Annotated in this window: 22 protein-coding genes; 9 read left to right on the top strand and 13 right to left on the bottom strand. The window is 55.7% G+C overall.

Annotation, left to right across the window (positions count from 1 at the left end; translation table 11 throughout):
* Window position 1: 1 nt before the first annotated feature.
* The 5 genes from WG938_RS05860 to mptB all read right to left on the bottom strand — a co-directional run bounded on the left by WG938_RS05860 (window position 2) and on the right by mptB (window position 5,598).
* Entirely contained in the window at window positions 2-970 is a 969-nt protein-coding gene (locus WG938_RS05860; protein ID WP_339978435.1) for a quinone oxidoreductase family protein, read from the bottom strand.
* A 101-nt stretch (window positions 971-1,071) separates the two neighbouring features.
* Window positions 1,072-2,067: a COX15/CtaA family protein gene (locus WG938_RS05865; protein ID WP_339978437.1), complete on the bottom strand. Its 996-nt coding sequence runs from the start codon at window positions 2,065-2,067 to the stop codon at window positions 1,072-1,074.
* Between the two features lie 58 nt (window positions 2,068-2,125).
* Window positions 2,126-2,911 carry an ABC transporter permease gene (locus tag WG938_RS05870; RefSeq protein ID WP_339978439.1) on the bottom strand — a complete coding sequence of 262 codons (786 nt, stop codon included), beginning with the start codon at window positions 2,909-2,911 and terminating at the stop codon, window positions 2,126-2,128.
* A 5-nt stretch (window positions 2,912-2,916) separates the two neighbouring features.
* Entirely contained in the window at window positions 2,917-3,855 is a 939-nt protein-coding gene (locus WG938_RS05875; protein ID WP_339978863.1) for an ABC transporter ATP-binding protein, read from the bottom strand.
* 69 nt (window positions 3,856-3,924) lie between these two features.
* On the bottom strand, window positions 3,925-5,598 hold the full coding sequence (gene mptB / locus WG938_RS05880) for a polyprenol phosphomannose-dependent alpha 1,6 mannosyltransferase MptB (protein ID WP_445292898.1): 1,674 nt from the start codon (window positions 5,596-5,598) through the stop codon (window positions 3,925-3,927).
* Window positions 5,599-5,839: 241 nt separating this feature from the next.
* On the opposite strand from mptB, the gene WG938_RS05885 reads away from it, so the two are divergent.
* The 7 genes from WG938_RS05885 (at window position 5,840) to WG938_RS05915 (ending at window position 12,261) form a co-directional block, all read left to right on the top strand.
* Window positions 5,840-6,565: a helix-turn-helix transcriptional regulator gene (locus tag WG938_RS05885; RefSeq protein WP_339978443.1), complete on the top strand. Its 726-nt coding sequence runs from the start codon at window positions 5,840-5,842 to the stop codon at window positions 6,563-6,565.
* Complete coding sequence (gene sufB / locus WG938_RS05890) at window positions 6,562-8,010, top strand: Fe-S cluster assembly protein SufB (RefSeq protein WP_339978445.1); 1,449 nt, start codon at window positions 6,562-6,564, stop codon at window positions 8,008-8,010. Before WG938_RS05885 ends, sufB begins: the two co-directional genes overlap by 4 nt.
* 4 nt (window positions 8,011-8,014) lie before the next feature.
* Entirely contained in the window at window positions 8,015-9,220 is a 1,206-nt protein-coding gene (sufD, locus tag WG938_RS05895; protein WP_339978447.1) for a Fe-S cluster assembly protein SufD, read from the top strand.
* Window positions 9,221-9,310: 90 nt separating this feature from the next.
* The gene (sufC, locus tag WG938_RS05900) at window positions 9,311-10,072 is read left to right on the top strand and encodes a Fe-S cluster assembly ATPase SufC (RefSeq protein ID WP_339978449.1); all 762 of its coding nucleotides are present in this window, start codon (window positions 9,311-9,313) and stop codon (window positions 10,070-10,072) included.
* Window positions 10,065-11,297 carry a cysteine desulfurase gene (locus WG938_RS05905; RefSeq protein WP_339978451.1) on the top strand — a complete coding sequence of 411 codons (1,233 nt, stop codon included), beginning with the start codon at window positions 10,065-10,067 and terminating at the stop codon, window positions 11,295-11,297. The genes sufC and WG938_RS05905 overlap by 8 nt, the downstream gene beginning before the upstream one ends.
* 18 nt (window positions 11,298-11,315) lie before the next feature.
* Window positions 11,316-11,801 carry a Fe-S cluster assembly sulfur transfer protein SufU gene (gene sufU / locus WG938_RS05910; RefSeq protein WP_339978453.1) on the top strand — a complete coding sequence of 162 codons (486 nt, stop codon included), beginning with the start codon at window positions 11,316-11,318 and terminating at the stop codon, window positions 11,799-11,801.
* 25 nt (window positions 11,802-11,826) lie between these two features.
* The gene (locus WG938_RS05915) at window positions 11,827-12,261 is read left to right on the top strand and encodes a metal-sulfur cluster assembly factor (RefSeq protein WP_445228187.1); all 435 of its coding nucleotides are present in this window, start codon (window positions 11,827-11,829) and stop codon (window positions 12,259-12,261) included.
* Between the two features lie 100 nt (window positions 12,262-12,361).
* On the opposite strand, the gene WG938_RS05920 is transcribed toward WG938_RS05915, so the two are convergent.
* Window positions 12,362-13,837, bottom strand: a complete 1,476-nt coding sequence (locus WG938_RS05920) for an amino acid permease (protein ID WP_339978455.1) — start codon at window positions 13,835-13,837, stop codon at window positions 12,362-12,364.
* Between the two features lie 152 nt (window positions 13,838-13,989).
* Entirely contained in the window at window positions 13,990-15,162 is a 1,173-nt protein-coding gene (locus WG938_RS05925; protein WP_339978457.1) for a lycopene cyclase family protein, read from the bottom strand.
* Between the two features lie 44 nt (window positions 15,163-15,206).
* Here WG938_RS05925 and WG938_RS05930 point away from each other — a divergent pair, with 44 nt between their 5' ends.
* Window positions 15,207-16,838 carry an ABC-F family ATP-binding cassette domain-containing protein gene (locus WG938_RS05930; RefSeq protein ID WP_339978459.1) on the top strand — a complete coding sequence of 544 codons (1,632 nt, stop codon included), beginning with the start codon at window positions 15,207-15,209 and terminating at the stop codon, window positions 16,836-16,838.
* Window positions 16,839-16,864: 26 nt separating this feature from the next.
* A complete protein-coding gene (locus WG938_RS05935) occupies window positions 16,865-17,413 on the top strand; it encodes a DUF1990 domain-containing protein (protein WP_339978460.1) in 549 nt (182 codons plus the stop codon).
* A 46-nt stretch (window positions 17,414-17,459) separates the two neighbouring features.
* Here the strand turns inward: WG938_RS05935 and WG938_RS05940 are convergent, their stop codons facing one another.
* The 6 genes from WG938_RS05940 to acnA all read right to left on the bottom strand — a co-directional run bounded on the left by WG938_RS05940 (window position 17,460) and on the right by acnA (window position 25,359).
* A complete protein-coding gene (locus tag WG938_RS05940) occupies window positions 17,460-17,732 on the bottom strand; it encodes a response regulator transcription factor (RefSeq protein WP_339978462.1) in 273 nt (90 codons plus the stop codon).
* A gap of 192 nt (window positions 17,733-17,924) precedes the next feature.
* On the bottom strand, window positions 17,925-18,641 hold the full coding sequence (locus WG938_RS05945) for a response regulator transcription factor (protein ID WP_339978464.1): 717 nt from the start codon (window positions 18,639-18,641) through the stop codon (window positions 17,925-17,927).
* Window positions 18,642-18,730: 89 nt separating this feature from the next.
* Window positions 18,731-20,962, bottom strand: a complete 2,232-nt coding sequence (locus WG938_RS05950; RefSeq protein WP_339978466.1) for a sensor histidine kinase — start codon at window positions 20,960-20,962, stop codon at window positions 18,731-18,733.
* Window positions 20,963-20,997: 35 nt separating this feature from the next.
* Window positions 20,998-21,735 (bottom strand): glutamine amidotransferase-related protein, encoded by a 738-nt coding sequence (locus WG938_RS05955; protein WP_339978468.1) that lies wholly within the window; start codon window positions 21,733-21,735, stop codon window positions 20,998-21,000.
* Between the two features lie 125 nt (window positions 21,736-21,860).
* Entirely contained in the window at window positions 21,861-22,430 is a 570-nt protein-coding gene (locus WG938_RS05960) for a TetR/AcrR family transcriptional regulator (RefSeq protein WP_339978470.1), read from the bottom strand.
* Between the two features lie 145 nt (window positions 22,431-22,575).
* Window positions 22,576-25,359, bottom strand: a complete 2,784-nt coding sequence (gene acnA, locus WG938_RS05965) for an aconitate hydratase AcnA (protein ID WP_339978472.1) — start codon at window positions 25,357-25,359, stop codon at window positions 22,576-22,578.
* Window positions 25,360-25,367: the final 8 nt, after the last annotated feature.

Here is a 25,367-nt window from a genome sequence, read left to right on the forward strand (position 1 = left end):
GTTACGGCTTCAGCACAATAGAGCCTGTTGTGATCCGCGCTTGCAGATCACGATGGGCTTTTTCTGCATCGCGGAGCGGATAGGTTGCAGATACTCGGACGTTCAGCGTCCCATTTTCAACCATGCCTAGAACTGCCGAGGCACGCTCCATGAGTTCTTCGCGAGTCCTGGTGAAGTGTCGAAGGTGCGGTCGGGTCAAGAACAACGACCCATGCTTATTCAACTCTTGAGGATCTAGAGGTGGCACTGCACCAGATGCAGCACCAAAGAGGACAACAAGCCCTCGCACTCGAGCAGCTTCCAACGACTGATTGAACGTTGCAGCACCAACACCATCAAAAACAATATCGACGCCCAGACCATCGGTGGTGGCTCGGATTTCGTCGGCAAGGGAATCCCCGTAGGCGAACACCTCATCAGCACCGGCAGCGCGTGCGAGAGCTTGTTTCTCGGATGTGGAAGCGACGCTCAGCACCCGAGCACCGAGAGACTTCGCCATTTGGGTCAGCAGCAATCCGACACCACCAGCACCGGCAGTAATCAAGCAGGTGGACTGTGCGCCAAGCTTTGCGACGTCGTATGCAAGGAAGTGTGCTGTTAGCCCCTGCAGAAGAATGGACGCGGCGGCATCGTCAGCAATCGAGTCGGGGATAGGCACCAGGATGTCCTCGGCCAAGACCACCTGCGATGCGTAGCTATCTTGCCCAGTACACCACGCAACGCGATCACCAACAGCCAGAGTCGTTACGTCCTGGCCGATTGCTGCCACACGGCCAACGCCCTCAGATCCGGGAATAAACGGCAATGGACGAGGGTAGATGCCTTCGCGTTGGTAGACATCAGTGAAATTGACGCCTGCGGTGGCAACGTCGATAAGCACGTGGCCAGGGAGCAGAGCTGGTGAGGAGAGTTCCGTGCGAAACGAGAGTTGCTCGGGCCCACCGAATGATTCGATAACGATTGCGTCCATACCGCGATGATATGAAAAAACTGACGGACCGTGGGTCCGTCAGTGAGAAGTACAACGTGGCCGGCAGAGTCGGGCTTGTTCCCGTAACGCCACGATTGAGGTTAGCTCGTTGCTGCGACTGCCTTGTACTCGGCATCGCCAGCTGGGGAGCCAGTCACGATAGCGTTACCACCTACGTAACGTCGCCCCATCTGGTAAAGGATCGCAGTCAAGCCCGTGACAATGCCGGATCCAGCCACGTGAACTGGTACCAGCGCTTCCGGCACGCCAGACCAGTACTGAACCATACCCACGCCAGCTTGCACAATGATCATGCCCACCAGCCACCAACCGATCTTGACCGCGCCACGGTCGGCTTTCACCGCCAAGAGACTGAACACAAGGCCAATGGTCAATCCCAAGTACAGGTACATGAATCCCGCGTGGACGTGGGAAAGCTCCGTAATAGGTAGCTGCAAGCGATCTTCCGGCAGGACGCTGGCATCACCAGCATGCGGACCAGCGCCAGTCACCATCGTGCCGGTAATCAACGTAACCAGAAGCGCCAGGCCTGATCCAACCGCCGTGTATCGCAGATAGGTCGGGTAGGTGCGCACCACGTGGCCGTCGTCAGGTTCCTGAATCTTGACGAACAGCATGCCCGCCAACCACACCAGAATCATCGATGGGATGAAGTGCAGAGCAACGGCGTACCACTTCAGGTCCACGAGAACCGAGATACCACCGACAATTGCCTGGACGATAACGCCCATGCCATTGGCGAAGGCCAACCAGAACACTTCTTTGCGACGTCCCGTGCGAATGACTGCGAGGAACAAGATCAGGGTCAATGCCACGAGAACGAACGTCAGCAAACGATTGCCGAATTCAACAATCTGGTGAATCATTTCGGCTTGTCCCGGAACCGGTGTGAAGCTGCCCGGGTGGCACTGCGGCCACGTGTCACAGCCCAGACCCGATCCTGTAACGCGGACGATCGAGCCAGTGACTGCGATGGCTGCCTGTGCAATGAGCACCAACAAGGCAAAGAGCTTCTGCTTCGCGATTGTTGGAAGAGGGAGCCTGGTTAACGGCAAAGTTTTCTGGAGGTCACTCACACCGTCCGATACTACCGCTTCGGCGTTTCACAGTGAGCACCGGGATACCGCTGCCAGGCTAGTCACCCTTGGCTTCGAAACGGAAGAGGCGAGTAGCCAACACACCACTCACAATTCCCCAGACGACCAGCACAATTAGGGAGTGCCATGCCATGCGTGTTGCGAAGGCTTGGGTAATCACATCCGTCAACGCAACAGACGGCAGCAGCTTCAACCCAAACTCAACTGGACTGCTCAATTCCGGGCCAACAGCGAACAACGTCGCGGCGCCCAGGAGGATGAACCAAATCAAGTTGGCAAGGCCCAGAATGAGCTCCGCTCCGAGCGTGCCTCCAATCAGTAGACCTAGTGACGTAAACGTGGCGGTGCCAACTAAGACCATGATGAAGGCCATCAACCAGGCACCAACGCTCGCTGAGAAGCCCAGTGCGATAGCAACAGCAGAGAACAGAAGAAACTGCAGCGTGACGACGATCGCCACCGCGCAACATTTGCCCACGATGATGCCCCACTTCGGTAGCGCCGAAGCACCGATGCGTTTCAGAGCTCCATAACGCCGGTCAAAACCGACAGCAATTGCCTGCCCGGTAAATCCGGCGGACATGACAGCTACCGACAAAACCATGGGGAACACGCGCTGCAATGGATTCGGGTCATCCAAGACGGGAACGATAGTAAAGCCAACCAGCATTGCCATCGGAATAATCAGTGTCAGCAACAACTGTTCACCGTGACGAAGAATGAGTGTCGCTTCCATCTTGGTTTGCGACGCAATGATCCGACCAATAGGGGCACGCACTGGGGAGGGAGTGAACGTACCTCCTGGGAAACGAGTCGTTGACATGCTGGTTAGTTCCTCATTTCACGGCCAGTGATGTCGAGGAAAACATCCTCGAGTGAACGGCGGGACACAGTGAGCTCGGTAATCAAGGCGTCGCGCTGGGCACACCAGGATGCTACTGCCGAGATGATCGCGGGAGTGGTCTTGCCCGAGATTCGCCAACGATTTGGACTCACTGGCAACACCGTGACATCGAATCCTTGGGCATGCAGCTGCGCACTGAGCCCAGCCGCATCAATGTCTTCATCAGCAGCGAAGTAGGTATCTGGGTTACTACTCGCTGTGATCTCGTTAGTCGAGCCAGAGGCAACCACGTGGCCTTTATCGATGATGATGACTTCATCGGCTAGGGCCTCTGCTTCGTCCATGAGATGCGTCGTTAACACGATGGTCACTCCGTCGCGCTTCATGGAATTGACCAAATCCCACACAGCCAACCGAGACTGGGCATCTAACCCAGCCGTTGGTTCATCGAGGAATACCAATTCAGGACGTCCGACAAGAGCACACGCTAGGGACAATCGTTGTTGCTGGCCACCGGAGAGGCGACGGTAACTCGTCTTGACATGCTTGGACAGCCCGACAACGTCGAGTAGCCAATCGATATCCATCGGATTAGCCGAATACGATGCAACCAACTTCAGCATTTCGCCCACGCGAACACCAGGGTATGCGCCGCCTCCTTGCAGCATGACACCAATACGGGTTCGCAATTCGTCTGTTTCCCGCCACGGATCGAGGCCCAATACTCGCAGCTCGCCGGCATCGGGCTGAACAAACCCCTCGCACATCTCGACCGTCGTTGTCTTGCCAGCACCATTAGGTCCAAGCAATGCCAACACCTGACCACGCTGCAACGTGAGGTCGAGACCAGAAACGGCTTCGACGTCACCGTAACGTTTAGTCACTCCTCGCAGCTTCAACGCAGGAGATTCATCAGCTTTGATCACGATGCCCCATAGTAGGCCACCGCCTCTCCGTAGCTGCAGATCACCCCTACAGGGATGAGTCGTCGTCTAGCGGATCCGGAAGACGCGGGTTCGCCACGACACCGCGAGGATGATGCCCATGCAACAGATGAAGCCTACGATAGCGCCCACGTAGATTTGTACGACCGTCATTGGTGGCAGTCCCAAGCCACGTGGCAACACCGTCAAACTAAACACTGCCGAATAGATCACCACTGCCATGCGGAACTGCGCGCGGTCAGCCCATGCCGACAGTGGCACCAGTGCCCACAGCAGATACCACGGGTGCACAACGGGGAAGAGCAGCACCAACGCGAACATGGCCAGGCCATATCCACCCAACGGGTGAATTCGGCCTCTGAACGTCGCCCACAACATGCGAATAAGCCATGCCGCCGCAACCACGATGCCGACACCACGGGTGAAAGACAGCGCGAACTCCGAAATGTCACCGAGGCCCAGTAGCCGTCCAACAAAACCCGACAATATTCCAAGCAGTGTCGGCAACGACATCCAACTGCGCACGGTCGCGGCACCGCCTTGGCTAGTGATCCAACCAAAACCCAAGCCAGAACCAAGCGAAAACACGACACACGTGACGACGGCAATGCCACCAGTCACCACCGCAGCTTTCAGAAGCGACCACACTGAGCGTCCATAACGTCGACCCAGCCATGCCCCCGCGAAGCCCAATGCGACGAACCCCGTGACTTTGACCATGCCGGCTAAGGAAATCAAGACGAGCCCGGCTGCGAACAGCAGTCGTTTCTTCAACTCGGGGTTTGAAGATCCGCGTTCCCCCGGGGCGCCATCTGGAACTCCCGGAACTGATCGACCATGAATGGCTCGTAGACATAGCTCCATACCCGACAGCAGTAGCGCCAACAACAGAGCTTCGTTATGGATACCGCCAACCAGATGAAGAAGCGTCAGCGGGTTCAAGACACCCAGCCACAGCGCAAACTGAGGACTAACGCCACAACGTTGGGCTAAACGGACCAATGCCCATGCCACCACGTATAAGGAAGCAACTGCGATGATTCGGTGCAAGAACACCGAGGCAAGGGGGGAATCGTTGGTCAGAGCAGAGATGAACCACGCCGCCACCATGGCTGTCGGGCCGTATGGGCTAGGGGAATGAGACCAAATCAACGGCACCGATCGGGCCAACGGATCGTTGGCCCCCAGTAAGTCAACAGGACCAGCAGCATACGGATCCATCCCTCGATCCACGATCGCACCTTGGGCGAGATAGGAATAGATATCCTGCGTAAAAAGTGGAGCAGTAAGAATAAGTGGTGTGACCCACCCGGCGAAGGTTCGCACCAGCATCGATGTGTTTACCGATGTCACGCGAGTCCGCGCACCCGCAAGAACGAAGGCACCCACGCCCAACCAAGCAACAATCAACATTCCGATGCCGACAAACGTCACCATCGTCGTCGCAACGAGCATGCGCCCAAGGGTCACGCCGGCCGGAGTCTGCCAAAACACATTGCCAACGACTGGGGTAGCACCGGCACCAATACCGCCGACCATCACAATGATCGCACCGAGCGTGCCAAGCCAGCGGAGCCACGTAAATCGTCGTAGCTCCCGGTGATTGATTCGGTGTGCGAAGGGCTGCTCGGTACCGGTGTGCAATGTGGAGCTTCGAGAACCTGCCAAACCCACATGAGGGATCGCGTCTTTCGCTAACCGGAGTTGACCGGAAAAAGACATGAGGGATGGGCGCACGAAATCGATCTTACAGTTCTGGTTCCTGAGGACTTGGAATCACAGCGACAGGGTGAGTCTCGCTAATAATTAACCGGATAAACATAGGTTCAGCCATGATGACACGCCAGCTACCTGCAGCGATCTCTGGACGCTGGACATATCAGATGAATTACGGAACACTTGTGTTGTCTAATACCGCGCAGTCCACGAATGTGCATGAGTTTCCCGGAGGTGAACCACCGACATGACCGACTCACTAACTCCTGAGGTACCAGCTTCGGAGCCACAGTCGAACGGCGACGGTGATACACGCCGCCGTATTCTCTTGCTCCTGTTGGAACACAACCTGGCATCAGCAACCCTGATTGCTGATCAACTCGGCCTTTCGGCTGCAGGCGTGCGCCGCCACTTGGACATTTTGGTTTCGGAGGGGCTAGCAGAAACTGCGCCTCCACCGAAGCACGGCCCGCGAGGTCGAGGTCGCCCAGCAAAGTCCTTCCGTCTCACAGACAAGGGCCGGGCACACTTCGGTCATTCTTACGATCTGCTTGCGGCATCTGCGCTGGAAGCACTGCAAGAAGCGGGCGGGGATGCAGCTGTTACAGCTTTCGCTAAGCGTCGCGTGAACGAAATCCTCGCCGGCATTACGCCGGTGGGTGAGAACGCGGAGACGCACGAGGTTGTAGAAGCAGTTGTCACAGCTTTTCGACGTCACGGGTACGCAGCAACAGTGAATGAAAACACTGGTGGCGTGCAAATTTGCCATCATCATTGCCCAATTAGCAATGTGGCCCACGACTTCCCACAGCTCTGTGCCGCAGAGCACGAAGCAGTGAGTAGTTTATTAGGGCAGCACACTCAACCGCTGGCAACGATTGCGGACGGCAATGGCATTTGTACAACTCATGTTCCGTTGATTCCCATTCAAGATCTCTCAACCAGTGCACAACAAGAAAGGAGCGGACAATGACTCTCGCCCATGACGAAGCCGCGAAGGTGCGTACGCCACAGACTGACGAAGAAATCATCGAGTCTATTGGTGCTTACCAGTACGGCTGGCATGACTCGGACGCTGCTGGTGCTTCGGCCCAGCGTGGCCTGTCTGAAGCTGTAGTACGCGACATTTCCGCAAAGAAAAACGAGCCGGAATGGATGCTCGAGCGCCGTTTGAAGGCCTTGGATATCTTCGATCGCAAGCCAATGCCAACGTGGGGCGCGGATCTGTCGGGGATCGACTTCGACAACATTAAGTACTTCGTTCGTTCCACCGAGAAGCAGGCCCAGACCTGGGAAGACCTGCCGGACGATATTAAGGAAACCTACGACAAGCTGGGTATTCCTGAGGCTGAGAAGCAGCGTCTGGTTGCAGGTGTCGCAGCTCAGTACGAGTCTGAGGTTGTCTACCACCAGATTCGCGAGGATCTGGAGGAGCAGGGTGTCATCTTCCTGGACACGGACACTGCTTTGAAGGAGCACCCAGAGCTCTTCAAGGAGTACTTCGGTACCGTCATTCCTTCTGGCGACAACAAGTTCTCCGCCCTGAACACCGCTGTCTGGTCCGGTGGCTCTTTCATTTACGTGCCAAAGGGTGTCCACGTGGATATTCCTTTGCAGGCCTACTTCCGCATCAACACGGAAAACATGGGCCAGTTCGAGCGCACCTTGATCATTGTCGACGAGGATGCATACGTGCATTACGTCGAGGGCTGTACGGCTCCGATCTACAAGTCTGACTCACTGCATTCGGCTGTTGTCGAAATCATCGTGAAGAAGGGTGGCCGTTGCCGTTACACGACCATTCAGAACTGGTCGAACAACGTGTACAACCTGGTCACGAAGCGCACCAAGTGTGAAGAAGGCGCAACCATGGAGTGGATCGATGGCAACATCGGCTCCAAGGTCACCATGAAGTACCCAGCTGTATGGATGACTGGTCCGCACGCTAACGGCGAAGTGCTTTCGGTTGCCTTCGCTGGCGAAGGACAGTTCCAGGACACGGGCGCCAAGATGGTGCACATGGCTCCAAACACGAAGTCCAACATCGTGTCGAAGTCTGTAGCTCGCAATGGTGGCCGTGCTGCCTACCGTGGTCTGGTGCAGATCAACAAGGGCGCTAAGCATTCCGCATCGAACGTCGAGTGTGACGCACTGCTGGTAGATACGATTTCTCGTTCTGATACGTACCCATACGTCGATGTTCGTGAAGACGATGTCACGCTCGGCCACGAGGCAACCGTGTCTCGCGTGTCCGATGAGCAGCTGTTCTACCTGATGAGCCGCGGTATCGAAGAGGAAGAAGCAATGGCGATGGTGGTCCGTGGCTTCGTGGAGCCAATCGCCAAGGAGCTGCCAATGGAATACGCACTGGAGCTCAACCGCCTAATTGAATTGCAGATGGAAGGTTCGGTCGGTTAAGCCAATGACCAACATCATTACTGAAGAGAATCAGGCGGCTGAAGGTCAGCCAGCTGCCAAGCGTCGTGTTCTCGCGAACAAGGGCGATGTCTTCGCATCCTTTGATGTCAATGACTTCGCCGTCCCTGGTGGCCGCGATGAAGAGTGGCGCTTTGCTCCGCTGCGTCGTCTGAACGGGCTTCACGACGACACCGCCGCCGAGCCAGTAGCCTCGTCGTACGCTTTCGTCGGTGTCGAAGCCAACGACTCGGTGACTGTGACCGAGGTAGACCGTGGCAGTGAGCTTCTAGGCCGTGCGGGAACACCAGTCGATATCGTTGCGGCCCGCGCATTCTCCACCTTCGACAAGGCCCAGGTCCTGACTTTCGCGAAGGACTCTGTATCGAAGGATCCTGTGACCGTTACGGTCACCGGCCCCGGCGACGATCAAGTTGCTTATGGCCACTTGGTTATTGACGTCCAGGCAAACGCTGAAGCAGTGGTCGTTCTCGATTACCGCGGTACCGGCACTTTTGCTGACAACGTTGAGTTTGTTTTGGGTGATGGCTCGCGACTAGCCGTCGTCACGCTGACTAACTGGGATGAGGGTGCTGTGCACCTGTCGGCACACCATGCAGCGGTGGGGCGCGATGCAACGCTTCGTCACTCCCTGGCTACATTCGGTGGCAGTGTTGTTCGTGTTGTCCCTCGCGTGAAGTTCACCGCGCCAGGTGGCGACGCCGAACTTCTCGGTGTCTACTTCGCAGATGCAGGTCAGTACTTCGAACAGCGTCTTCTCGTTGATCACGCAGTACCGAACTGCCGCTCTAACGTGATGTACAAGGGTGCGCTGCAGGGCGATCCGTCGTCCAAACTCGACGCCCGCACCGCATGGGTAGGCGACGTACTCATTCGTGCAGAGGCCGAAGGTACCGACACCTACGAGCTGAACCGCAACCTGGTTCTCACCGAAGGCGCACGCGCTGACTCGGTTCCGAACCTGGAAATTGAAACTGGCGAAATTCAGGGTGCAGGTCACGCTGCAACTGTTGGCCGCTTCGACGATGAACAGCTGTTCTACCTGCTGTCCCGCGGTATCCCAGAGGATGTTGCGCGTCGTCTAGTTGTTCGCGGATTCTTCAACGAAGTCATCAACCTGATTCCTGTCGAAGCCATCCGTGACCGCCTCGAATCCCTCATCGACGAAGAGTTGAACACTGCCGGTGTCTAGCCGTCGGAATACGTTGCAGTTTCCACTTTCGCAGTTTCCACATAGTCACGATATAAGCGACGAAAATACACAAAGGACAGCACAGCAACAATGAGCACGCTTGAAATCCGTAACCTCCATGCACAGGTATTGCCTAACGACGAGGCATCGGAGCCAAAGGAAATCCTGAAGGGTGTCAACCTGACTATCAAGTCCGGTGAAACCCACGCAGTAATGGGGCCAAATGGTTCCGGCAAGTCGACCCTGAGCTACACCATCGCTGGTCACCCTAAGTACGAGGTAACCGAAGGCGAGATCCTTCTCGACGGCGAAAACGTTCTTGAGATGAGCGTTGACGAGCGCGCACGCGCTGGTCTTTTCTTGGCCATGCAGTACCCAGTCGAGGTCTCTGGCGTTTCTATGTCCAACTTCCTGCGTTCTGCAGCAACTGCGGTCCGCGGCGAGGCTCCTAAGCTGCGCCACTGGGTTAAGGAAGTCCGTGAGGCCATGGCTGATCTCGAGATCGACTCGTCTTTCTCTGAGCGTTCAGTCAACGAAGGCTTCTCCGGCGGTGAGAAGAAGCGTCACGAGATCCTGCAGCTTGATCTGCTGAAGCCAAAGTTCGCAGTTCTCGACGAAACCGACTCCGGTTTGGACGTCGATGCACTGCGCGTCGTCTCCGAGGGCATCAACCGTTACCAGGATGAAAACGATGGTGGAATCCTCATCATCACGCACTACAAGCGGATTCTGAACTACGTCAAGCCTGACCACGTGCATGTATTCGCTGACGGCAAGATCATCGCCTCCGGTGGTCCAGAGTTGGCTGACGAGCTCGAAGAGCACGGCTACGAGAAGTTCACCAATGCTTAGTCGCTCTCTTCGTGGCGATTTTCCGGTTCTCGCGCGCACGGTGCGCGATGACCGGCGTTTGGTCTACCTCGATTCTGGTGCAACGTCGCAGCGTCCGCGCCAGGTGATCGAGGCAGAAACGTACTTCATCACGGAGCACAACGCTCCGGTTCACCGTGGTGCGTATCAGTTGGCCGAAGAGGCTACTGACGCATATGAAGATGCCCGCGACGCTATCGCTTCCTTCATCGGCGCCGAATTTGACGAGCTGGTGTTCACGAAGAACGCTACTGAAGCCTTGAATCTTGTGGCGTACACGCTTGGCGACGATCGCGCGGGCGAGTACCAGGTCACCGAGGGCGACGAGATCGTCGTCACGGAGCTGGAACATCATGCGAATCTCGTGCCATGGCAGGAGCTCGCACGACGGACCGGCGCGACGTTGAAGTGGTACTCCGTGACCGCTGATGGTCGGATCGACCTAGATTCCTTAGAGCTGTCCGAGCGCACGAAGGTGGTCGCATTTACCCATCAGTCGAACGTGACTGGTGCGGTTGCCGATGTTGACGAACTCGTCGCGCGAGCCAAAGCTGTTGGTGCCTTGGTTGTGCTTGATGGTTGCCAATCTGTGCCACACATGCCGGTGGACGTGAAAGCGTTGGGAGTCGACTTCCTCGCTTTCTCCGGTCACAAGATGTGTGGTCCGACTGGCGTCGGCGCTTTGTACGGCCGATCTGAACTGCTGGAGCTGCTGCCACCGTTCTTGACGGGTGGTTCGATGATCGAGGTCGTCAAGATGGAGGGCTCGACGTACGCGCCTCCGCCTCAGCGTTTCGAAGCAGGAACGATGATGGCCAGCCAGGTCGTGGGACTCGGTGCTGCTGTGAAGTATTTGACTGACATCGGTATGGATGCGATCGCTCAGCATGAACACGAGCTCACCGCATACGCGCTTGAGAAAATGCGCGAGGTCGAGGGCCTTACTATCGTTGGGCCGCAGACAGCCGAGCAGCGTGGCGCTGCGATTTCGTTCCAAGTCGAGGGGATTCATCCACACGATTTGGGCCAGGCTCTCGACGATCGTGGAATTTGCATCCGCGTTGGTCACCACTGCGCGTGGCCAGTCCATCAGGCGCTGGGCGTACAATCGACGGCTCGAGCGTCGTTCTATTTGTACAACACGAAGGAAGAGGTCGATGCTCTCATTGAGGGCATCGAGTACGCGAAGAAATTCTTTGGCGTGTAGATCGGGAAGAGTAGCACCGTGAAATTAGAGCAGATGTACCAGGAAGTCATCCTGGATCACTACAAGCACCCGCAGCACAGCGGACTTCGCGATCCTTATGATGCCGAAGTACACCACGTGAACCCCTCGTGTGGCGACGAATTGACATTGCGCGTGAAGTTGGCTGACAACTGCACTCAGGTTGCTGATGTGTCGTACGAAGCTGTGGGATGCTCTATTTCGCAAGCTTCCACCTCTGTTATGGCGGAAGAGCTTGTGGGGCAACCCGTCGCAAAGGCAATGGAAAAGCTCGATGAATTCGAGCGCATGGTAACTTCCCGCGGAAAGATTGAGGGCGACGAAGACATCATTGGTGATGGTGTCGCCTTCGCAGGTGTGTCCAAGTATCCAGCACGCGTCAAGTGCGCGTTGCTGGGATGGAAGGCATTCCAGGCTGCTGCAGCCGAAGCAATTAGTAATGCTCAGGAAAACGGTGGCGAAGGTTCCGCCACGGTTACGCTGTAGCTCACCCAAAGGAGTGAATGAACTCATGACTGAAGCAAACCAGCCACGACCAGAAGAAACCGAGCAGATGCCAGAATCTTCTCTGGATAGTGATGCCAGCCAGTCGATGACTGTGCCACCTCGCCCAGATCAGACTCAGGCCGATGAGCAACTCGCATTCGACGTCGAAGAGGCAATGTACGAAGTCGTAGACCCGGAGCTGGGCATCAATGTTGTTGATCTTGGCCTCGTATACGACATTTGGATCGAAGACGAGTCGGTAGCCGTCATCCATATGACGCTGACCTCTCCAGCGTGTCCATTGACGGACATGTTGACTGCCCAGACAGAATCTGAAGTGATGCAGGTGGAGGGAATCACCGCATACAAGCTCAACTGGGTATGGTCTCCAGCATGGGGTCCTCACATGATCTCTGAGGATGGACGCGAGCAAATGCGTGCCCTCGGCTTCTCTGTGTAAACCTGCGGATTGACGTAGAGCGACCATAAACAAAAGCGCACCAACCTGTCGTTTTCCACGACGTGGTTGGTGCGCTTTGTTGTAACCGGGTTTTGCGAACTTACTCGCGGCTGAGATCAGCGGTCTTCGGATCTACTGCAGACGACCCCGTGACCTTCTTATGAATCAACCACAGTGCCAAGAACACTGGGATGCCCAGGTATGGGGTCAGGATCGCAAACCAGTTCTGGCCGGTCGTTGCCGGTTCATACGCCTGACCAATGACGACCGCAAAACACATGAAGAGGGCGACGATAGCGCCAGCAGGGAAGAAGTTAGCCTTGTACGGCAAAGTCTCTAGCGACACATTTTGAGCTGCCAAGCACTTCCGGAACTTGTAGTGGCTATACGAGATACCAATCCACGTGATAAATCCAGCGAGTGCCGACAGCGTCAACAGGAATGTGTACGCTACGCCATCTCCGACCAGCGAAGTAATGAAACCAGCCATGCCGATGACGGTCGTCGCAAGGAGAGCCTTCATTGGAATGCCACGGTTATTGAGTTCGCCGAACATACGCGGAGCCTGGCCCTGACGGGCGAGGGAGAACAGCATGCGCGTGGATACATAGAGTCCCGAGTTTCCTGCGGACAGAACCGAGGTCAAAATTACGGCGTTCATAAGACCTGCAGCCACCGCGATACCAGCACGATCGAAGACCAGCGTGAACGGGCTAACAGCAATATTGTCTTCCGCTGAGTTCAAAAGATTCGGATCTGTGTAGGCAATGAGGAAACCGATAACTGCAATGGCACCGATGTAGAACAGCAGAATACGCCAGAAAATCGTGCGAATAGCTCGTGGAATAGTGCGCTCTGGATCCTCGGCTTCTCCAGCAGCAACACCCACCATCTCTGTGCCCTGGAATGAATAACCAGCGACGATGAACACAGCTAGAAGGCCCATGCCGCCGTTGACGAACGGAGCTTCACCCGCGGTCCAATTCTCGAATCCTGGCGAACTACCACCGAGGATTCCGAAAATCATGCACACACCGAGCACGAGGAAGACGATAACCGTGACAACCTTGATGGTTGCGAACCAAAATTCGCCTTCACCAAATGCTCGAGCGGACAGCGCATTCAGCAGGAAGAGAATGAGAAGGAAAAGCGCAGACCATAAAACCGCCGGAGTATCGGGGAACCAATACCGCATGACCAATGATGCCGCGACCAGCTCAGCAGCGACGGTAATCGCCCAGTTAAACCAATAGTTCCAGCCCATTGCGAAGCCGAAGCTAGGGGAGACATAGCGGGTTCCATATTCCTGGAATGAGCCTGCAACGGGCAAATACGCAGCCATTTCGCCAAGCGACTGCATAACAAGCCACACCATCAGGCCAATCAGTGCATATGCTGCGAGTGCACCGCCAGGACCAGCTTGCGAAATTGTGGCACCCGAGGCGACGAACAGGCCGGTACCAATGGCACCGCCAATAGCAATCATGTTGAGGTGGCGCGTACGCAACTTTCGTTGAAGTTGGTCACCGGAATAGCTGCCACCAGTAGTCGGGTTCTCCGACGTCGTGGAATTCATGTTTGCAAGCATATCCCGAACGGACGTTTACCTTAAGTTAACCTCGCGGTCTTTTTGCTGGGTAAGCTCGTGAATTCCTCATCGCAGATTCATTTTGACGACCGTAATCCCGCTCTTACAGTACTTAATCGATAGAGTGCGCTCCTCGGCGCCTAAAGCCCCCACAGAAAAGAAACAATCAATCGCCACAAGGTCGACGGTGACTTCTTTCCCAACGGCACCGCTATTTTGGCCATTACTTCCAGTGTTCGCATGACGACGAATCGCTCACGGCCACCAGCGAGATAAGTGTAAATATCTTCCTCTGGCAACGAGAAGAACGCAGTAAAGAAGTATCGAAGTTGCTCGGGGGAAAAGGACAGGAGTGCTGCCAGGCCCCGCCGGCGTATGTGAGCTAGCAACCATCCTCCTGGCGGTGTCAAGTGCTTCCCAGCGCGGAGTAGCGCGAGTGCGGCATCGGCGTCACTGAGTACCTGACCAACGCTGTAGCCAGTTGCAGGATGCATCCAGCCACCGCCGGAACCGAATCGTTGCGCAGGTTCCCTTTGTGTCCGCGGTTTAGCCCACGATGGGAGTCGCGTAGCGACAGTATGGAGGACTGAAAGGTGCATAGGAATCCTCGCTGGCCCAAGAGGGAAGTTCACGTATTCCTCATCGACAGCCATAGTGGCGTCAATGCCCAGCCGCGCCAACCGATGCTTCTGATTGGAACGAACCAGTCCTTCGCATGCCGTTCCAGTGACTGAATCGGTTATCTGTACTGCGAGGATTGTTTCTTCAATTAGCCATGTTCCATCGCCCAACGGCAGTCGATAAGAGAAAGTAGCGACTGACGTGTCATCTGCCTCAGCTTCGCCTACCGACCGGAAGTCCATGAGAACTGGCACTCTGTGTTCTAGCGGAATCGCGGACGCAGGGAAGACCTGCCCATACGCAATCTGACGGATAGGCAGATGTGGCCCAGAGTTCGTCGCATTTACGACAACGAGGTCCGTTGTGGCTTCATCTCGATGGGACGAAGGATATTGAGACTCCTCGACCGCAAAACCGGATAATGACCCGAATACCTGTGGGTCCACGATGCCGTAGAGATGGGAAAGCGCCCGCTCAGTGCCGTCGTAAAGCACAATGCGTGGAGCGAACCTTGATGCAAGAAAGTTGGCAGGCGCCCAGTCGGGCATCTGATCAGCCCACACGCCTATTGTCGAGGGCAGTGATCCGCCAGTCGGATCGAAGGCCGTGACGCTCCAGCCATGCGCAGCAGCGCGATGAGCGAGAATCCTTCCGGCGGGGCCAAGGCCTGCGACATGAAGCATGGGTGACATGCCTATACCTTAATCAGGGATACACGCTGGTAGGCTTTCCCGACGTGATTGTCACCCATGATCTCGAAGTCCGTGTCGGCGCTCGCACCTTGCTCACCGCGCCAGGAGAGCAGCTGCGAGTGCAGCCAGGCGACCGCATCGGTCTTGTCGGCCGAAATGGCGCCGGTAAGACCACTACCATGCGCATCTTGTCAGGTGAGACGGAACCATATGGTGGCACGGTGACCTCGTCGGGACCGATTGGCTATCTGCCACAGGACAGTCGCGAAGGCAATATCGAGCAGACGGCTCGTGACCGTGTCCTTTCTGCTCGCGGGCTGGATCAGATCCTGCGCAGCATGGACCGTCAACAAGAGATCATGGAGACGACTCTCGATGACTCCCAGCGGGACAAGGCGATTCGCAAGTATTCTCGGCTGGAAGAGCGGTATCACGACTTAGGTGGTTACGAAGCAAACTCTGAGGCAGCGCGTATTTGTGATGCGCTGGGTTTGCCAGAACGCGTTCTCGATCAGGAGTTACGGACGCTGTCTGGTGGCCAGCGCCGTCGTGTCGAACTAGCCCAAATCCTCTTTGCGGCTTCAGAAGGTGCAGGAAAGTCTGCCACAACTCTGCTTCTCGACGAGCCGACGAACCACCTCGATGCTGATTCAATTACCTGGCTGCGTGGATTCCTGCAGAAGCATGAAGGCGGACTCATTATGATTTCGCACGATGTGGAGCTCCTCGAGGCCGTTTGTAATAAGGTCTGGTTCCTCGATGCGGTGCGCGCTGAAGCTGACGTTTACAACATGGGCTGGAAGAAGTACCTCGATGCGCGGGCGACCGATGAGGCTCGTCGCCGCCGGGAGCGCGCAAATGCGGAGAAGAAGGCCTCAGCGCTGCGTCAACAAGCGGACAAGTTGGGCGCAAAAGCTACAAAGGCCAAGGCTGCAAAGCAGATGGTTGCTCGTGCTGAACGCATGATCAATAGCCTCGACGAGGTTCGCGTCGCAGACAAGGTCGCGCACATCCGCTTCCCGGAGCCAGCTCCGTGTGGCAAGACGCCGATGAACGCCAAAGGCCTCACCAAAATGTACGGGTCCTTAGAAGTTTTCGCGGGTGTCGATCTCGCAATCGACAAGGGCTCTCGCGTTGTTGTTCTAGGTTTTAACGGTGCGGGCAAAACCACGCTGCTGAAACTACTTGCTGGAGTGGAGCGCACCGACGGCGAAGGTGGCATCGTCACCGGACATGGCCTCAAGATCGGCTACTTTGCCCAGGAGCACGACACCATCAATCCCGATTGGTCTGTCTGGGAAAACACAGTCGCAACCTGCCCTGATGTTAACGAACCTGAGCTTCGCAGCCTGCTCGGCGCATTCATGTTTTCCGGTGACCAATTGCAGCAACCAGCTGGCACGCTCTCTGGTGGTGAAAAAACCCGATTGGCTCTCGCAGGACTAGTCAGTTCCCGCGCCAACGTATTGCTTCTCGACGAGCCGACAAACAACCTCGACCCCATTTCTCGCGAGCAGGTTCTGGACGCATTGAGGACTTATGAGGGCGCTGTCGTGCTGGTTACCCATGATCCAGGTGCTGTCGAGGCGCTTGAACCGGAGCGAGTCATCATTTTGCCGGACGGTACTGAGGATCTGTGGAGCGACGAATACATGGAAATCGTCGAACTAGCGTAAGCACTGACAAAAGGGAAGACATAGAGATGATCGAGCCGTGGCCATGCACGTATCCGCAGGAACTAGCAGGGCTGTCTATCGACCTTTCTGACAGCAGTTCTCTGCGTACAACTGCGACGCTTAGTGGTTGGCACATCGTTGACCAGCATCGGCACATCGGCCATGGCCGCGAATTTTTTGAGTCCGCAGCTCGTGGCCTGCTGACGTGGCAAGTCCACGCGCTCGCTGGCATCTCGGTGTTATCAAGCGGCAGCACGGAAGAAGCCACCGTCGGCGACGTCGTCACGCTGTCAATCGCAGGGACACAATCACCATGTTATGTCTTCGACATTAAGCGAACTGGTCGTTTGGTTCGGCTCACGTACGGAACCATGGCGGGGCATGTGGAATGTGGCGAGGAAACCTTTGAACTGCAGCTTCACGACGACGCTAGCGTCACTGGAGGTTGTCGCGCTTTCTCAAAGCATGCTTGGTGGTTGGCACGACTGGGCGCGCCGGTAGCTAGGGCAGCTCAACGCCACTTCACCAACAAATACATTGTTGGCATGAGAGAATGTGGCGGTCGCATCCTATAGCTCACAGCCGCTACCCGACAGCAAGCCGAAGCGCCACACGCTGTTTCTAGATCAATCCGTCACTAACTGCCCGACGGAAAAGCAACTGCTTCGTCGAGACGTTGTGCCCAAAATACTGGTACTTAGCACGAACACGAGAGATATGAGTGCGCACGGTATTTTCAGAAACATCGAGTGCTTCAGCTACTTCGGCCTTACTCCGCGATGTCAACCATAGGCGCAGCACCTGAGCTTCCCGCTCAGTCAGCTGAGGTACATCTACAGACGCACGACCCGCACCACCACGGATGGCAGAAGAAAGATCGATTGTTCGCGTCATTATTTAGCTCCCTATCAATGCATCAACTGAACTAGCTGAATTGTATTCACCAGCGATATTACCTCAGTATAGTATCCCGACATTTCATCGTGTATGAAAAGACACAAGTTAATGGGGCAGCACGGCAAGAAATTGTTTGGGTGGTGCCATTTGCGCCGTTTACTCAGGTAGGAGCTCTATTTCCTTGGGCATTTACCTGCTGAGCGGATCAGTTGGACCTGGAAGGTACCCATCTTCTTGAGCTAATCGATACATTTCCGATTTGTTGGGGCTGTGCTTGGCGCGACCAGCAGCAGCATATTTTGCTCGAATTCGACCCAAATAGTCGAGAACAGTATTTGATGTCAGCCCGGTCATGGTTGCTACCCGCTTCGTCGATTCACCGGAAGCGTATAGTTCCAGGACTTCGCGCTGCCGGTCCGAAAGATCGACAGTATCGATAAGCGGATCAGAATCAACAACAGATGCCCACTCCGTTGACAAAGCACCCTTGCCCTCACACGCAAGCCGAATAGCATCCAAGATATTCTCGGGTTTCTCCGACTTTTGAACGACTCCCAGCACACCCGTTCGCAGCGCTTTACGAACGAGGTACGGGCTCTCCGCCGACGACAAAATTAGTACGTTTTCGGTTACCAGCTCCAAAGCCAAAACGTTCTGAGCCGGGTCAGAGTCATCAGCCAACCGCAAATCAAGGATGACAAGATCAAGCTGATCAGTACTGTCCGTACTCTGCAGTAGCGCTGGCACAGTCGGATACGTGCCAACTAATTCCAGGTCAGAGGCTTCCGCGATCAATGCGGACAAGCCACGCAAAGACAACTCATGATCGTCGATCGCCACGATCCGGCGCTTCGCCGCTGATGCGTCATAGAAGTGGGAACCGGTAGTGAAGTCTGAGGTGGTCATTGTTCTCGTTTTCGTTTCTGTCGGCGTACTACGGACACGCAGTCACAAAATGAAGCTTTGCGACGCGTCTGTAGATGAGATGCACCAAACTAGAGTTTTGTTCCCTCCGAGGTAAATCTTTGCACTCCATTCTCGTCAGAAATTGATGCAAAGGCCTTCCTACCGGGAGGAAGCAATCGAATGGTCACAGTCCCTGTCTCGGCAGCATCTAGTGCCATCATAAACTCTGGCATGAGCCGAGCCAGACCAGAATCGACCGCACGCCGCTGTGTCGTGGATTCCATTTGTTGGTCGATAGGGCTGTGGCTGCGATCGTCGAGAAGGGTGACGGTTACTCCACGGGAACGCGCATCCCACACGCATGCTTGCAAACTCGGCTGATTAAGTCGTGGTGAACGCAAATGATCGCGGAGTCGCAGTTCGGTCAGTCGCGCTCGCTTACGAAGTGCGGGCGTCGGCGTGTCCAGGATACGAGCTGCATCGAAAACTGGCGATACCTGGTCTTCCAACCAGCTGTAGTTCGAGCGTCGTGCATCCTCGTATGCTTCAGCGGCACTGGCATCTGCGATGGCTAGGTTGTAATGGTTGATGGCATCGGGGAGGCGACGGAGCAAGTACCGAACCGTCACGATCGATAGCACGCCAGCGGCCGTCATTACGCATCGCGTAAGCAAGGCGAAACCATTGATATCGGGATGATCCATGAGGCCTGTCAATCGTAGTAGTTCGATTGCTAACGCGGCTCCCAAAACAGCAATTACGGCCATGAAGGGGCGACCTCTCATCGCTAACAATGCGCCCAGCAGCGACACCATACTGAAGTGCCACAGCGTCACCCATTCGGTGAGTGGTCCCAAGTCCTGATAGAGGCCAACAACAGACAGCATCATCATTCCGACGGTGATCAGCATCGACCGACGCGTTGGCAACGTATCGAAGTGCCCCTGCATCAATACACCGAGTAATACGACGCAAGTGGCGTACGTCGTAAAACCCAGAGGGGTCAACAACTGGCCAGAGGTAAGCGCTACCAGCAACAACACAACGTTGAGCGCAAGCCAGTATTGAGGGGAGAACACCATCGCCATGCCCATGAGGTCGTACATTGGCATATCGGCATTCATTTCGGCGAGTGGCTTCGTCGCTTCGACAGTCTCGCCTTCCCATTCCAACTCAACGCTGGTCCCACGACCTGGTTCGGAGCTAACGACGGCCCGGCCACCATCCAACGAGTCCATTCGCCCGACGATACTGAGCCGTACACCAGCAGAGCCTGGATTAATGTCCTCGACTTCGAAACCGACACCATCATCGCTATACGCAATTGCCAACTGACCAGGTTTGATGTTGATTGTGCACCAGCGGCGAGCCCGTTGACCAGCATGCCGGGAAGAATTACGAGCGGCTTCGGATACCGCAAGCAACATCGTGTTGGCAACGCTACCGGGAATAAGCAGAGATGCATGCGACTCCGTCGCTTGAAAACTTACTTTGCAACCAGGTGTGATTTGACCGATTCTGCGTTCCACCACAGTGACAAGACGCGACACCTCGACTCGCTCGTTGAAATTGAACACGGTAGCGATGGCTTCGTCAGACTTGAAATCGGTCTTCAATCCATTGGCGATCGCCGACAGTTCAGTCAGTACATAGTCGTGCACGTAGGCACCGAAACGTTTCAATTCTTCGGCGCGAATACGTGCGTGGACTGCATCAGCATTGGTACGACGAGTGACATCATCCGTGGCGTCGATCAGCTGTGATACTCGCCTAGCCGCACCCGCGAAAACCAAAAAAGGGAAGGAAAGAACAACGGAAAAGCCAGAATCCGCGAAGATCTCTATTGGATCCGTAACATCCATGAGCAGCGAGTTCAAGATCGCCAGTAGGCCAGGCAACACAATGAGGACAACGATGCTGGCGCGGAAGGACGATGTCAGCGAAAAGCTCACCGCAGCGATGCCCGCGAAGCTGAGGAACCACACCGCGTTGGCGGATTCGACCGACTGGTAGCCGTCGTAAAGAAAAACACCGCACGCGGCCAGCAACGTGGCAACTAGTGGCAAGCGCAATACCAGCTGCAGTAGTGCCTTGTGTCCGACAATCGCGGCGTAGACGAGTACGAAGTTGATTGAGAAAAAGAGGAGAACCGAACTGACGGGATACCAATGCTCGAAAAGTAGACCATCGGGAAAGGACTTCGTGATCGACTCAAGCTTCCACAAAGTTGCAGTGAGAGCGATGACAAGGGCACCAGCACGCAGAATCGCGACTTCCACCGAAGGAACCGGCGATGCGCTCCGAAATGGCAATTTAGTCAATTGGTTCTGCAACACCAACGCTCACGCCCGTTCGACTACGAGTTCTTCGACTTCACAAATGAACAATAGTTCATAAAACCAGTAATAACTTGACCTGCTGCGGTCAAGTCTACTGACCGGATCTCACTTTCAATAGAATCGAGCTCTGCAGGATCGAAATACCCCTTGTCCGCATAAAAGTTCATACGGCGGAGCAATCCATCGGCATTCATCTCGGGGTGGAACTGCGTCACCCAATTTCGGTAATGAATCCGGTACATCTGGTGCGGGCAGGATGGTCCGGTAGCGAGGAGAACTGCCTCATCTGGAAGTTGTACGACGCATTCTTTGTGTCCCGTCAGTGCGAAGAAGGTGTCCGGCAAGGTCGACGCGATGGGGTCGCTTGCCGCCTCCGGTGTGAGCTGAACTTCCGTCGTGCCAGCTTCCTCTGAAAACTCGCGGTTGACCTGGCCACCCATGGTAAATGCGGTATAGCTCGTGCCGTAGCAGGTCAGCAACGCTGGAACAGGAGAGTTCAAGATCTCGAACAGTAGGTCATGGGAATGCTTCTGCAGGTCGCTGTGCTCCCAGTCCGTCACGTTGAATGGGCTGCCACCAACAAACACACCGTCAAACTGGGATAAGTCGGGAAGATCGACGGTCAGCGAGGTAATGGGAAAATGCACAAGGTCGGATTCAGCCAAACCCGAGGATTCGAGAAAATCGAGATACTCTGAGCGAGCGGCTTCTTCGCCATCGCGCATAGCAACCAACAAATACCGACCATTTTCCATAACGAAAATTCTAGCCTGACCACTACCTATTCATGAAAAATACCCCTAGAAAGCTGGCCTGAACCAACTATCCGGGGGTCTTTTTGCACACGAAGCGGGTCTACCGGGCACCTATAGGTGTCGAGCTACGAGTCATGAGAACGAAGAGACGTCTCTACCAGGTCGAGAACTCTATCCATTCCCTCAACTGTGCGTCCCGACGCCAGCCTGGAGATAATGCCGTCGAGCACCAACTCGAGTAATAGCTGCAATGTTTCCGGCGGGAAATCCGACCGAAGGGAACCAGTAGCCGCAGTCTCTTGCAGTCGAAGCTGCACAGCCTCGTCAAGCTGCTCCTGATGTTCCATCCATTGCGCGCGAAACTCACTGTCAGTGCGTAGCCGACGAACAATTTCTAGTCGAGTACCGAGCCAGCCATGCTGCTCTGGATGCGTCACGATATCTCGCATCACCTCAACTAATCCAGAACTGGTAGTCACCTCCGCCATTCGAGAAGCGTCTTCTTCCGCGAGTGCAAGAAAGAGACCTTCTTTAGAACCGAAATGGTGGAAAATCGCACCACGAGACTTACCGGTGGCTTCTTCCAACCTGGCGACGGTCGCCCCGTCATAGCCGAACTCCGTAAAGCAGCGTCGTGCACCGTCGAGAATCTCCCGTCGACGTAACGCAAGGTCTTGAACACTGACCTTCGGCATGGGAACTACCTTCTATCCACTATGTAGTTGGTTGATTCCGCTGAACGCACTGTGAGACGCAACAGGGGCCGGGTCAGCTGTCGCAAAAGCAACTAACTAACTCGGCCCCTGCGTTGTCAAGCACATGAGCTTAACGACGAAGTACTTAGCCGTTAATCATGTTGCGCAGAACGTACTGCAGAATGCCACCGTGGCGGTAGTAATCAGCCTCACCCGGGGTGTCGATGCGGACTACAGCGTCGAAGTCGAAGGACTCGCCGTTTTCCTTGGTGACAGTGACCTTGACGGTCTTAGGCGTGGTGCCCTCGTTGAGCTCCTCGATACCAGCGATATCGAAGGTCTCAGTGCCGTCGATGCCCAGGGACTTCCAGGACTCGCCCTCAGGGAACTGCAGTGGAACGACGCCCATGCCGATCAGGTTCGAACGGTGAATACGCTCGAAGGACTCAGCAATGACAGCCTTGACGCCGAGCAGCAGGGTACCCTTTGCAGCCCAGTCACGGGACGAACCGGTGCCGTACTCCTTACCACCGATAACAACCAGTGGGGTGCCTGCAGCCTTGTAGTTCTGAGCGGCATCGTAGATGAATGCCTGTGGGCCACCCTCCTGGGTGAAGTCACGGGTGTAGCCACCGGTAACGCCGTCGAGAAGCTGGTTCTGCAGACGGATGTTAGCGAAGGTACCGCGAACCATGACCTCGTGGTTACCACGACGGGCGCCCAGCGAGTTGTAGTCGTGGCGAGCAACGCCCATGGAATCCAGGTACTGAGCAGCTGGAGTGCCTGGCTTAATAGAAGATGCAGGGGAGATGTGGTCGGTGGTGACCGAGTCGCCCAGTGCAGCCAAAACGCGAGCACCCTGGATGTCAGAAACTGGAGTTGGCTCCATGTCCATGTCATCGAAGTAAGGAGCCTTACGGATGTAGGACGAGGAGTCCTCCCATGCGTAGGTCTTGCCTTCTGGGGTTGGCAGGTTCTGCCAGCGCTCGTCACCAGCGAAGACGTCCTTGTAGTCCTCGTCGTACAGCTCGGAGGAAATGGAAGCCTGGATGGTGGATTCGATTTCCTCGGTGGATGGCCAGATGTCCTTCAGGAAGACGTCGTTGCCATCTGCGTCCTGACCAAGTGCGTCAGTTTCGAAGTCGAAGTCCATGGTGCCGGCAATTGCGTAGGCGATGACCAGGATTGGCGAAGCCAAGTAGTTCATCTTCACATCTGGGGAGATGCGACCTTCGAAGTTACGGTTACCGGACAGAACTGCGGTTGCAGCCAGGTCAGCCTCGTTGATAGCAGAGGAAACTTCTGCTGGCAGTGGGCCGGAGTTACCAATACAGGTAGCACAGCCGAAGCCTGCGAGGTAGAAGCCCAGACCCTCGAAGTCCTTCCACAGGTCAGCGCGGTCGTAGTAGCCGTTAACGACCTGCGAACCTGGAGCCATAATGGTCTTGACCCATGGCTTAGCCTTCAGGCCCTTCTCCAGTGCCTTGCGAGCCAGCAGACCTGCACCCACCATTACGGATGGGTTAGAGGTATTGGTGCAAGAAGTGATGGAAGCGATTGCAACCATGCCGTGGTCGAGCGTGTACTCGCCGCCCTTTGGAGACTGAACGGTGATTGGGGACGATGGGCGACCCTCAGCGGATGAAGCTGCGGACTCGCCGTTACCCTCGCGGGACTCGTTGTAGTCATTTACTTCGATGCCTTCTGGAGCGGAAGCCTTGACGACGTCCTTAACCTGGCCATCGGAGTAGTTGTGCAGATCCTTGCGGAACTGCTCCTTGGAGGAAGTCAGCTCGATGCGGTCCTGTGGACGCTTCGGGCCAGCAATGGAAGGTACAACGGTGGACAGATCCAGCTCGAGGTACTCAGAGTACTCAGCGTCTGGGGTGTTCTCGTCCAACCACATGCCCTGAGCCTTGGCGTAAGCCTCGACGCGAGCAAGGGTTTCTTCATCGCGACCGGTCAGTGCCAGGTACTTGATGGTTTCATCGTCGATCGGGAACATTGCGGCCGTCGAGCCGAACTCTGGCGACATGTTGCCGATGGTTGCACGGTTTGCCAGTGGCAGCTTGGAGACGCCCTGGCCGTAGAACTCAACGAACTTACCGACGACACCATGCTGGCGCAGCATGTCGGTGATGGTGAGAACAACGTCGGTAGCGGTAACACCTGGGTTGATGTCGCCGGTCAGCTTGAAGCCGACAACGCGAGGAATGAGCATGGAGATTGGCTGGCCGAGCATTGCTGCCTCAGCCTCAATGCCACCAACGCCCCAGCCCAGAACGCCCAGGCCGTTTTCCATGGTGGTGTGGGAGTCGGTACCAACACAGGTATCTGGGTAAGCCAGGCCATTGTTGTCGAAGACAACGCGAGCCAGGTACTCAATGTTGACCTGGTGGACAATACCGGTTCCTGGAGGAACGACGCGGAAGTTAGAGAATGCGCCAGTGCCCCAACGGAGGAGCTTGTAGCGCTCTTCGTTGCGCTGGTACTCGATCTCAACGTTCTTCTCCAAAGCATCGGCAGAACCGAATGCTTCGATGATGACGGAGTGGTCGATGACCATTTCGGCTGGGTTGAGCGGGTTGACCTTGTCTGGGTCGCCACCCAGGGTCTTCACTGCTTCGCGCATGGTTGCGAGGTCAACGACACATGCAACACCGGTGAAGTCCTGCATGATGACGCGAGCTGGCGTGAACTGGATCTCGATGGACGGCTCAGCCGAAGCATCCCAGTTAGCAATAGCCTTGATGTGCTCTTCGGTAATGTTTGCGCCGTCTTCGTTGCGCAAGAGGTTCTCTCCAAGAACCTTCAGTGAGTATGGAAGCTTCTCCATGCCTTCAACTGCATCGAGAGCGAAGTAGTCATAAGACTTTCCGCCAACCTCGAGAGTCTTCTTGGCATTGAAGGAGTTCTTGCTATCAGTCACAGGATGCT

The sequence above is a fragment of the Corynebacterium sp. H113 genome (assembly GCF_037572315.1).
Lineage (GTDB): Bacteria > Actinomycetota > Actinomycetes > Mycobacteriales > Mycobacteriaceae > Corynebacterium.

Excerpts from the sequence above, each read along its gene's own strand:
- WG938_RS05860 (WP_339978435.1), bottom strand. The coding sequence starts at position 970 with ATGGACGCAATCGTTATCGAATCATTCGGTGGGCCCGAGCAACTCTCG.
- WG938_RS05870 (WP_339978439.1), bottom strand. The coding sequence starts at position 2,911 with ATGTCAACGACTCGTTTCCCAGGAGGTACGTTCACTCCCTCCCCAGTG.
- mptB (WP_445292898.1), bottom strand. The coding sequence starts at position 5,598 with ATGTCTTTTTCCGGTCAACTCCGGTTAGCGAAAGACGCGATCCCTCAT.
- WG938_RS05885 (WP_339978443.1), top strand. The coding sequence starts at position 5,840 with ATGACCGACTCACTAACTCCTGAGGTACCAGCTTCGGAGCCACAGTCG.
- sufB (WP_339978445.1), top strand. The coding sequence starts at position 6,562 with ATGACTCTCGCCCATGACGAAGCCGCGAAGGTGCGTACGCCACAGACT.
- sufD (WP_339978447.1), top strand. The coding sequence starts at position 8,015 with ATGACCAACATCATTACTGAAGAGAATCAGGCGGCTGAAGGTCAGCCA.
- sufC (WP_339978449.1), top strand. The coding sequence starts at position 9,311 with ATGAGCACGCTTGAAATCCGTAACCTCCATGCACAGGTATTGCCTAAC.
- WG938_RS05905 (WP_339978451.1), top strand. The coding sequence starts at position 10,065 with ATGCTTAGTCGCTCTCTTCGTGGCGATTTTCCGGTTCTCGCGCGCACG.
- WG938_RS05915 (WP_445228187.1), top strand. The coding sequence starts at position 11,827 with ATGACTGAAGCAAACCAGCCACGACCAGAAGAAACCGAGCAGATGCCA.
- WG938_RS05920 (WP_339978455.1), bottom strand. The coding sequence starts at position 13,837 with ATGAATTCCACGACGTCGGAGAACCCGACTACTGGTGGCAGCTATTCC.
- WG938_RS05925 (WP_339978457.1), bottom strand. The coding sequence starts at position 15,162 with ATGTCACCCATGCTTCATGTCGCAGGCCTTGGCCCCGCCGGAAGGATT.
- WG938_RS05935 (WP_339978460.1), top strand. The coding sequence starts at position 16,865 with ATGATCGAGCCGTGGCCATGCACGTATCCGCAGGAACTAGCAGGGCTG.
- WG938_RS05940 (WP_339978462.1), bottom strand. The coding sequence starts at position 17,732 with ATGACGCGAACAATCGATCTTTCTTCTGCCATCCGTGGTGGTGCGGGT.
- WG938_RS05945 (WP_339978464.1), bottom strand. The coding sequence starts at position 18,641 with ATGACCACCTCAGACTTCACTACCGGTTCCCACTTCTATGACGCATCA.
- WG938_RS05955 (WP_339978468.1), bottom strand. The coding sequence starts at position 21,735 with ATGGAAAATGGTCGGTATTTGTTGGTTGCTATGCGCGATGGCGAAGAA.
- WG938_RS05960 (WP_339978470.1), bottom strand. The coding sequence starts at position 22,430 with ATGCCGAAGGTCAGTGTTCAAGACCTTGCGTTACGTCGACGGGAGATT.